At 72.6% G+C, this 9,509-nt stretch carries 6 protein-coding genes and 1 pseudogene; 3 read left to right on the top strand and 4 right to left on the bottom strand.

What is annotated here, in order from left to right; genetic code table 11:
• Both PPSIR1_RS01215 and PPSIR1_RS01210 read right to left on the bottom strand, forming a co-directional pair.
• A partial coding sequence (locus PPSIR1_RS01215) for a hypothetical protein (RefSeq protein ID WP_006969136.1) occupies positions 1-545 on the bottom strand: 545 nt, incomplete at its 3' end.
• Positions 546-598: 53 nt separating this feature from the next.
• On the bottom strand, positions 599-1,162 hold the full coding sequence (locus PPSIR1_RS01210; RefSeq protein ID WP_006969135.1) for an SRPBCC family protein: 564 nt from the start codon (positions 1,160-1,162) through the stop codon (positions 599-601).
• An 86-nt stretch (positions 1,163-1,248) separates the two neighbouring features.
• On the opposite strand from PPSIR1_RS01210, the pseudogene PPSIR1_RS51140 reads away from it, so the two are divergent.
• The 3 genes and pseudogenes from PPSIR1_RS51140 to PPSIR1_RS49900 all read left to right on the top strand — a co-directional run.
• Positions 1,249-3,630: pseudogene (locus PPSIR1_RS51140) on the top strand (cyclic nucleotide-binding domain-containing protein); the annotation flags it as partial.
• A 160-nt stretch (positions 3,631-3,790) separates the two neighbouring features.
• Positions 3,791-5,200 carry a patatin-like phospholipase family protein gene (locus tag PPSIR1_RS49905; RefSeq protein ID WP_006969133.1) on the top strand — a complete coding sequence of 470 codons (1,410 nt, stop codon included), beginning with the start codon at positions 3,791-3,793 and terminating at the stop codon, positions 5,198-5,200.
• The gene (locus PPSIR1_RS49900; protein WP_006969132.1) at positions 5,200-6,540 is read left to right on the top strand and encodes a cytochrome P450; all 1,341 of its coding nucleotides are present in this window, start codon (positions 5,200-5,202) and stop codon (positions 6,538-6,540) included. The genes PPSIR1_RS49905 and PPSIR1_RS49900 overlap by 1 nt, the downstream gene beginning before the upstream one ends.
• Here PPSIR1_RS49900 and PPSIR1_RS01190 read toward each other — a convergent pair whose 3' ends face one another.
• Positions 6,541-7,449: an alpha/beta fold hydrolase gene (locus PPSIR1_RS01190; RefSeq protein WP_006969131.1), complete on the bottom strand. Its 909-nt coding sequence runs from the start codon at positions 7,447-7,449 to the stop codon at positions 6,541-6,543.
• 123 nt (positions 7,450-7,572) lie between these two features.
• Positions 7,573-9,288, bottom strand: coding sequence for a c-type cytochrome (locus tag PPSIR1_RS01185; RefSeq protein ID WP_006969130.1), 1,716 nt, complete (start codon positions 9,286-9,288; stop codon positions 7,573-7,575).
• Positions 9,289-9,509: the final 221 nt, after the last annotated feature.

Below are 9,509 nucleotides of genomic sequence, written 5' to 3'. Positions count from 1 at the left end.
ACCTCGAAGACCTCGGCGATGCGATGGTCGATGCGGCAAAAGGCCTCCGCGCACAGGTCGGGGGCCTCGTGGCGCGCGCTCGCGTCGGCCATGGGACAGCGCCTGTAGTCAAAGGCCAGCAGCGTCGGCGAGCCCGGCAGGTCGACGCGCTCGAAGGCCGGCGGCGCAAAGGGGAACACGCCGTTGAGCAGCCGACACAGCCGGGTCAGCCGGGCGATGGGCTCGCGCCCGAACATCCACCGGCTGGCCCCGAGGACCTTCAGACCCCCCGCCAACATCTTTTCGTTGCCGCGCCCGACCACGCCCACCGCCACCTCGCGCTCGATCCCCGCGGCCTCCAGGGTGCGCAGCAAGGCCACGTCCGCGAGCACCAGCTCGACGAGCATGCGCGCCCCCGCGGTCGGCTCCCGGGCTTCGGGCTCCTCGGCCTCGAGCGCGGATCGATGATCCCGCATCTGGGCCGCGAGCTCGCGCCGCGGCGGCAGCTCGGGGAAGCGCTCGGCCAGCTCGGCGGCGCAGGCTCGGAGGAGTCGACGCTCGAACATCGGGTCACTCAGGCCACGGGCCGCGCCGGCGCAGGCATGGCTGAAGTATAGGCTCAGGAGCCCTCGGCGGCCGCTGCCTCGACGAGGGGCTTCATCCGCGCGAGCCCCTTGTCAAAGTCCGCGCCCAGCATCGCGTCCATGTCGAGGAACACGGTCATCAGCTTGGTGCCAAAGTCCGCGTCCTGCACGAAGGCCCAGGTGACCTCGACCTGCCCCTCGCCCGCGTCCTTCATGCGCACCGTGCTCTCGGCCACGCTGGCGAAGGGCTCGATGAAGGTGAGCCGGTGGACGACCTCCGCGTCGCCGACCGAGAGGATCTCCATGCGCCCCGAGCCGACGTCGTCGTTGCCCGACCACGTGTACCAGGCCCCCACGCCGCTGGGCGGGTCGGAGAACTCCATGGTCTGGTCGGGGTCGAGCTCGGTCCACGGGATCCAGGTCGTGAACTTGGTGTAGTCGCTGGCGAAGGGCTTGACGTCCGCGGGGGTGCCCTTCATGACCAGGCTCCGCTCGACCGCGATTTGGTCGGGCTTCATCGCCGCCATCGCGAGCACGACGACGACCGCCAGGACCAGCACGCCCAGGACACCAAACAGGACCTTCTTCCCCGTGGACATGGATCCTGTGTACCCCATCTGCGGGTGGGTCAGGGCTGCATTCGACGCGAGCGTCCCCGTCAAAGACTGATCGCCCGGGCCGGCGCATGGGAGATACGCAGTGGGTCGTGCTCCCACCACCGTGCCGCGACCCAAGGCGCCCGCGGATGCGGCGACTCACGAGGCACGGGACGGAACGGACGCTGGGTCCTCGGCTCTACCGGAGCATGGACAGCTCACCGCGCCAGCTCGATCGAAACAGCCGCGTCGCCGTCATCGGCGCGGGGCCATCCGGCATCCACATGGCGACGTTGTTGCGGGCGCGAGGCTACCGACACGTCCGCGTGTTCGAGGCCAGCGATCGCGTCGGCGGCAAGTCCCGCTCGCTCTGCCCCACGGACGTGATCCACGAGCTCGGGACCTGCTACCTCTCGGCGGTCTACGAGGAGCTGGTCGAGCTCGCCGACCGCCTCGAGGTCGGGCGCCGGGTCAACGTCGACTCGAGCAAGCGCGTGGTCCTCGAGGACTTCGGCGACCGCGAGCTTCGCGGGGTCGACCAGTGGATCTCCGCCCGACTGTGCGCCCAGCAAACGCTCGCCTCGCCCACCCTCGGGCGGGCCCGCCTGCTCGCCGCGGTGGTCCGCTACCACCGGCTGCACCGCGCGATCTTCGGGGAGCTGCGCCACGAGTTCCCCAATGAGCCCGACCCCCGCTGGCTGCCCGCCCTCGCCGGCAGCTTCGAGGACCTGCTCGCGGCCCACGACCTGCGCGCCCTCATCCCGCTGTTCACCATCAGCCAGACCACCCAGGGCTACGGCCCCCTCCAGCGCATCCCCGCCTACTACGGCCTGGTCTGGAACACGCCGCGCTTTTTGTGGAAGGTCGTCCAGGCCTTCGTCGACAAGCAGCGCCCCTTCACCGAGCTGTTCGAGGCCGGCTACTCGCACCTGTGGGCCGAGCTCGCGCGGCAGTCGGACATCGAGGTGTGCCTGGGCGCGCGCCTGGTCGGGCTCGAGCGCCCCGTCGAGGGCCCGCACCGCCTGAGCTTCGTCGGCCGCGACGGCCTCCGCTACCCGGTCGACGCCGACGCGACCTTCAGCTCCATCCCCTACGCCCGCTTCGCCGACATCGTCGACGCGCCCACGCCCACGGAGCGCGAGCTGGCCGCGATGACCATGCGCTCGCGCTTTCGCATGACCTTGGTCCGCAGCGCCGAGCGGCCCCTCGGCGACTCGCCGATCGTCAACTTCGCGGGGCGCCTGGGCCCGGACATGGACGGGGTCTGCTACGGGCTGCGCTCGAGCGCCGACTGCCTGCACCCCGAGAGCCGCGAGCTCGTCGGGCGCAACGAGCTGATCGTCGCCCAGTACGCCTGGGACTGGGACGCCAGCTCGCCCGAGCACTTCGACGCCTGCCTCGACCGGGACCTGGGCGCCATGGGCTACCGCGCGTTCGAGCGCCTCGAGGCCATCGACTGGCCCTACTTCCCGCGCTTCACGGCCGAGGGCATCCGCGCCCGGGCGCCGTGGCGCGTGCTCGCCGAGCAAGGCCGCGGGCAGACCTGGCACATCGGCGGCTCGGTCTGCTTCGAGAGCATCCACGCCCTGCTCAACTACAACCTGCTGCTCCGCGACCGCCACCTGGACCAGACGCCGGGGGTCTCGCTGTGCGACGACGGCCGAGCCTGGCCGCCGCCGGTCCACGCCGACGCGCCAGACTTCGAGGCCGACGCGCCCGCAGCTCACGAGCTCGACGAGAGCGCCCCGGCTGCCGCCTTCGAGGCCCTCCCCATGGTCGACGCCGCCACGCTGCGCGAGCTCCCCGACCTCAGCGGGGTCTCCGACGCGCTCATGGACCAGCTGCGCGCCCGCGGCCGGGTGTGGCAGATCGACGCCGGCGAGGCCCTGCTCCACCAGGGCGCCGCCGCGGGCTCGCTGGTGTTCGTGCTCCGCGGCAGCCTCGACATCGTCGACGAGGGTCAGCGCTCGGGCGCTCCGATCTGGCTGCGCCGCGTGGACGCCGGGTGCTGCATCGGCGAGCTGGGCTTGCTCGGCGCCCTCGGGGAGCTCGGCGGCGACGCGGGCACGCGCAGCGCTGGGGCCATCGCGGTCACCCCGGTGGTGTTCCTCGAGCTCGAGCATGACGCCCTCGACGAAACCGACAACACCGCGCGGACCGAGCTCGTCGCGCTCATGCGCCGCGTCGCCGCGCGCCACCTCGGCTTCCTCCGCCAGCGCCTCGAGCCCCTGTTTGGCGCCCTCGAGCTCGACGCCCTCGCCCAGCTCAGCCGCGGCCTGAGCCGGCGCTACCTCGCGCCGGGCGAGCGCCTGTTCGAGGCCGGCGAGGCCGCGAGCGGGGTGTGGATCATCGACGAGGGCCGGGTCCAGCTCGACGACGGCGACGGCGGCCGCGAGACCCTCGGGGTCGGGGACGTGCTCGGGGCGGACAGCCTGCTCGTCGCCAGCGTCCAAGCCCACGCCGCCACGGCCACCCGGGCGACCTGGCTGCTCCACCTCGAGCGCGCCCTCGTCGAGGACCTGCTGCGCGAGACGCCCGGGCTGAGCCTGGGCCTGGGGGCGCAACCTCGCCCAGCGCCTGCGGACAGCGTCGCGCGCCGAGGGAGGACGCCGCGAGGGGGCCCCGCCGCGGGTGTTCACGCTCATCCCCCACGCGGGGACCGATCTGCGCGCCTTCGCCGAGGAGCTGGCCGCGGCCTTGCCCGAGCCCGCGCGCATCCTCGACGCCCACCACCTCGGCCCGGCCCTGCACACCCCGACCAACGCCTACGAGCAGCGCCGCCTGGCCCTCGAGCTCGGCGCCGACGACTCGGCGGGCCAGACCCTCACCTTGCTGCTCGCCAACCGGCGCGTCGACGGCTGGACCCGGGCCTGCGTGGCCGCGGCCGACGAGCTGCTCGTCGTGGCCGACAGCGCCTTCGACCCCGAGCCCGACCTCGTCGAGCGGGCCCTCGTCGCCGGTCACTTCCCCGGCCGCCGCCAGGCCGATCGCCTGGTCCTGGTCCACGCCCCGGGCACGACCCGGGCCCCCGGCACCCGGCGGTGGCTGGCCCCGCGCCCCGAGCAGCCCCACCACCACGTCGCCTGGCAGCGCCCGGCGGACCTGCGTCGCCTCGGCCGCGTCCTGCGTCGACGGACCCTCGGTCTGGCCCTCGCGGGCGGGGCCGCCCGCTGCTTCTTCCACCTCGGCCTGCTCCAGGCCCTCGACGAGCTCGGCGTGGAGGTCGACCTGTTCACGGGCACCAGCGCCGGCGCCAACGTGGCCGCGGGCGCGGCCGGGGGCCGCAGCGTCGCCGAGAACCGGGCCGGGATCATGCGGGTGATGCTCGACCAAAACCCCATGGGCCGGCCGACCCTCCCGCTGGTCTCGCTCATGGACAACCGGCACATCGACGCCGTCGCCCGCGAGGTCTGCGAGAACCTGTGCATCGAGGACATGTGGCGCCCCTTCGCCTGCGTCGCCACCAACCTGTCCACGGCCAGGCCCCAGCTGCTCACCCGCGGGCCCGTGGCCAAGGCGATGATGGCCACGGCCTCGGTCCCCCTGCTGACGCCGCCGGTGGTCCACGAGGGCCAGCTGCTCGTCGACGGCTGCCTGGTCGACAACCTGCCCGTCGAGCCCCTGCGCCGCCTGGGCGCCGACCGGGTCCTCGCCTGCGAAATCTCGGGCGTGCCCAAGCTGCGCTTCGACGCCTCGCTGAGCCGCTTCCCCACGGCCCTCGAGTTCCTCGGCGACCGCCTCGGCGCGCGGGCGCGCGGGCGCAAGCCCAAGCGCGTGCCCAACCTCGTCAGCCTCGCGCTGCAGTGCGTCGCGAGTGCGTCGGCGCTGCAGTACGACCGCCCCGGCCAGGGCCCGGACCTGCGCCTGGACATGCCCTGCCGCGGCTTCCCGGTCACCGACTTTCGCCGCCACGAAGAGATGGAGGCCCGAGGCCGGAGCCACGCCCTCGAGCACGCCGAGGCCATCCTCGCCCTCGCCTCCCCCGGGCGCTCCGCCCCCGCCGCCTTCCGCCCCACCCTCCAGCACACGAGCGTCGCCTGATGGATGCCTTCAACACCACCCCCTCGACCTTACCCACCGACCGCGGCCGCACGTCCCTGCGCAACCTCCCGGCCCTGGCCCTCGACCCCCTCGCCTGCATCCGCGCCGCGTGGCGCCGCCAGGGCGACCTGTTTTGGCTCGACTGCCTGCTGACCAAGGTCCTCGTCGTCGTCGAGCCCGGCGCGGCCGACCACGTGCTGCGCACCAACCAGCGCAACTATCAGCGCTCGCCGCTGTTCTCCCGGCCGCTGCGCAGCGTCACCGGACCGACCATGTTCAACACCGACGGGGACGAGTGGCTGCCCCGGCGGCGCACGGTCCAGCCGGCCTTCTCCCGCGCCCTCGTCCGCACCCTCGCGCCCAAGGTCGTCGCCGCCGTCGACCGCCAGCTCGCCGAGCTGCCGACCGAGGTCGAGTTCGAGAGCGCCCCCGCGATGGCGCGCATGGCCATGGCGATGATCGGCTCGACCATGTTCGACGCCGAGCTCACCGACGACGACTTGGTCGAGGCCTTCGCCCACAGCCGGGCCGTGTCCGAGCGCCGGGTCAACGTCCCCGTGTGGCTGCCCAGCGCCGTGCCCAGCCCCGAGAACCGCCGCCTGGCCCGGACCCGGGCGCTGATCGAGGGGCGCATCGGGGCGATGATCGACCGCCGCGCCGCGGGCCAAGAGCGCGACGACCTGCTCGACCGGCTGATGGCCGCCAAGGACCCCGAGACCGGCTGCCCCTTCGCCCGGGCCACGCTGATCGCCGAGGCCGCCCTGCTCGTCAACGCCGGCCACGACACCACGGCCGCGGCGCTGACCTGCGCGCTGCACTACATCGGCAGCGAGCCCCAGTGGCAGGCGCGGCTGCGCGACGAGATCGATCGCGAGCTCGGCGGCGAGGCCCCGAGCCCCGAGCCCCTCGCGCGCTGCACCTTGCTGCGCCAGGTCATGCGCGAGACCCTGCGCCTGCACCCGCCGGCCTGGGTGTCCGTGCACCGCCAGGCCGTCGCCGACGATCGCATCCTCGGCGAGCACGTGCCCGCGGGCACCACCGTGCTCGTGGCGACCTCGCTGCTGCACCGCCACCCTCGCTACTGGGACCGGCCCAACGCCTTCGACCCCGAGCGCTTCGCCCCCGAGCGCGAGGCCGAGCGACCCCGCGGGGTCTACTTCCCCTTCGGCATGGGCCGGCGCCGGTGCATCGGCGAGCCGCTGGCCTGGCTCGAGCTCGAGGCCGCGGTCGCCCGGGTGCTCCAGCGCTACGAGCTCGAGGCGCCCCGGGGAGGGCTGCGCGAGAAGGCCGGCTTCACCCTCGAGCCGACCCGCGCGCCCCTGACTTTGCGGCCGCGTTGATCACTCCGCGGCGCTGCGCTGCTCGTCCGCGAAGGCCCCGAGCAGCGTCGGCAGCATGGCCTCGGCGACCTCCCGCGGGCGCTCCTCGTGGACGAAGAGCTTCGCCCCGCGGACCACGTGCAGGCGCGCGTCGGCGAAGTCCCCGACCATCTCCCGGGTCCAGTCCAGGGGGAAGAAGGGGTCGTCCTCGCCCCACACCAGCTGCACGGGGACGTCGATGTCCGCGTGCAGCCCCTTGAGCGCGAACACGAAGCGCTCTTCCAGGCTGCGCGCGAGGGTCTCCGCGGCCCACTGCCGCATGGGGTCCTCGCTCAGCGGCGCGAGGAAGAACTCCTCGAACTCGCCGTCGAGCAGGCTGCGATCGGTGAAGCAGTCCCCGAGCAAAAAGGGGTTGCGGCGCAAGCGAGGGCGCATCGCCGCCCAGCTGAGGATCTTGCCGAAGCCGGGGAGCTTGGCCATGAGCAGGAACTGCTTGAAGCGCCAGTGCAGGCCCTGGGGCTGCTCGGTGTCGACGAGGCCCATGGCGCGCAGGCGCGGATCTCCGGCGAAGGCGTGGCGGGCCATCATGCCCCCGCTGTCGTGGCCGACCGCGGCGAAGTGCTCGAGGCCGAGCAGATCGACGACCCGGCGGAGCGACTCGATGTGCTGGGTCACGGTGATGGTCGTGTTGCGATCGAAGCGGCTGTCGCCCGCGCCGACCAGGTCGATGACGTGGCAGGTGAAGTGCGGCGCGAGGTGGGGCAGCAGCCCGCGGAAGGTCGCGCCGCTCACCGGCCACCCGTGGACGAAGAGCAGGTCCGGGCCCTGGCCGATGCAGCGGTGGGCGAGCTCGCCCTCGCCCACGTCGAGGTGGCGCTGGGGAGCGAGACGGAACAACTGAGCGGCTTGGACGGCGTCGAGGCTGGTCATGGTTGAACGCAGCCAAGCACGGGGGGCGCGCGGGAGCGATTACCTCCCGAGGTAGGATCGAGAGATTCCCATGAAAAAGGGCCTCAGCGTCCGCCGAGGCCCTCTCTCAGCGGGGTCGCCCGCTCACAAGGTGCGCAGGTACTCGGTGATCGCGTCGATGTCCGAGCCCGTGAACGGAGCCGTCGCCGTGGCGTCGAGCATGTCGAACACGGCCGAGCGCAGGTCCGGCGAGCGCCCGTCGTGCATGAAGGGCGGGTGCAGGGCGACGCGGCGCAGGCTCGGGACCTGCAGCGGCTCGTTGCGCACGAGCACGGTCTGGTTGTTGGTGAAGCGCGAGCCAGAGTGGCAGCTGGCGCAGCCGAAGTCGTTGAACAGCTGCTCGCCCTCGGCGCTCAGGTCCGCGTCGACCTCGGTGCCCGAGGGGGGCCGCTCGGCCGAGAAGATCCAGCGCTGGAAGGCCGCCGCGCGGGCGTCGGACTGGCCCATGCCGCCCATGCGATGGGTGTAGACCTCGTTGGTCAGGTGCTGGAAGTCGTCGATGTCGCCGCCCCAGTGGAAGGGCGCCGAGCCCTCGAGGCCGACCTCCGGGCTCTGGGTCTTGCGCGGGCCAAGGTCCTCGAAGGTCCACACGTGGCCGTCGTCCGTGGCCTCGGGGTGGCACGAGGCGCAGGCGATGGAAGACGGCGTGGACCGGTGGTAGAGGTCGTGGCCGGTGTCGAAGCGGCTCTCGCCGCTGAGCTCGAAGGTCAGCTCGTGCTGGAGGGTGGACCCGTAGACGTAGAGCGCGCTGGGCTCCCGGCTCTGGACCAGCAGGCGGCCGTCGGGGAGGTAGGCGACGGACACGGGCTGACCGGGGGTCGTGATGCCGCCCCCGCCCTCGAAGCAAAAATCGTCCTCGATGGGGAAGCGGACGTCGGGCTGGCCCTCGGGCGCGCCCGCGACCGCGACCGCGATGGTCCCGTCGGAGCTCACCGCCATGTCGACGACCGGCGTGGGGCCGCCCATGCGCCGCGACGACGAGACCTCGCCGCCGGCCCAGGTGGTGATGCCCGGGGACACGATGGCCGGCTCGCAGAAGTGTCCGCCGCCATAGGGCGCGCCGCCGCCCTCTTCACCGAAGTCCCCGCCGCTGTCCTCGCCAGGATCGGTGACCGCGACCTCGGTGGTCGCCGAGTACTGGTGGAGCATGGCGATCTCGTCGTCGTTGACCTCGATCATCCGCCACGCGACCGTGGGCAGGGCGTTGGTGGCGATCGGGGGCGTGCTCCGGCCGATCACGCCGAGGTCGCTCTTGGGCACCTCGATGATCTCCGCCGAGCGCAGGCGGCTGATCAGCAGGCTCTCGCCCTGGACGAGGATGTCGCGGAGGTCGGGCTCGATGAAGCGGCGCTCGGTCACGTCGCCGCCGAGCTCGGGGAGGGTGAGCAGGTTGCCGTCGGAGCAGGTCACGAACAGCTGCGCCGTTGCGCCGTCGTAGGCGACGCCGCGCGGGTCCGTGCACAGGTGGCGGCGATCGAAGACCTCGCCGGTGGTGGTGTCGAAGGTCGCCAGGTCTCCGCTCCCGCGCAGGATGACGTGGGCCAACCCCGCCGACCCCTCGACGCTCCGCCCCGGCTCCGCTCCGTCTTCGAACAGCACGTCCGCCTCGAAGCGAGGCGGGGAGATCGAGACGATGTGGACCCGGGCGCGGTCGGCATCCGCGACGAGGACGCGGCCGTCGTCGAGGAGGACCATGGTGCCGCCGCTGATCGAGGGCGGCGGGACCTCGGCCAGGATGGGCTTGCGGTCGTCGACCGGCGGCGCTGGTGTGGGCTCGTCCTGGCACGCGCCGAGGCTCAAGGCGCCGAGCGTGGCGAGAGTGGCGAGCGTGGTTCCTACGAATTTCGACTTCGGCATCCGGTATCCCCCCTGGATTGGCTAATGGTCTAGCACGCTGAATCTGTCAGGAAACGGAAAAGGTTTTTTTGATCCAAACGTTCCGCTCCGGAGTCGACCACCCTCGAAGGGGCAATTTCTCCACCCCCTGAAGATGCCCAGCTCGAGATGGTTTTTTGATCCGT

It is taken from the genome of Plesiocystis pacifica SIR-1, from assembly GCF_000170895.1.
Classification (GTDB): domain Bacteria; phylum Myxococcota_A; class Polyangia; order Nannocystales; family Nannocystaceae; genus Plesiocystis; species Plesiocystis pacifica.
The sequence above is the reverse complement of the archived record's forward strand: the minus strand, read 5'-3'. Positions and strand labels throughout refer to the sequence as shown.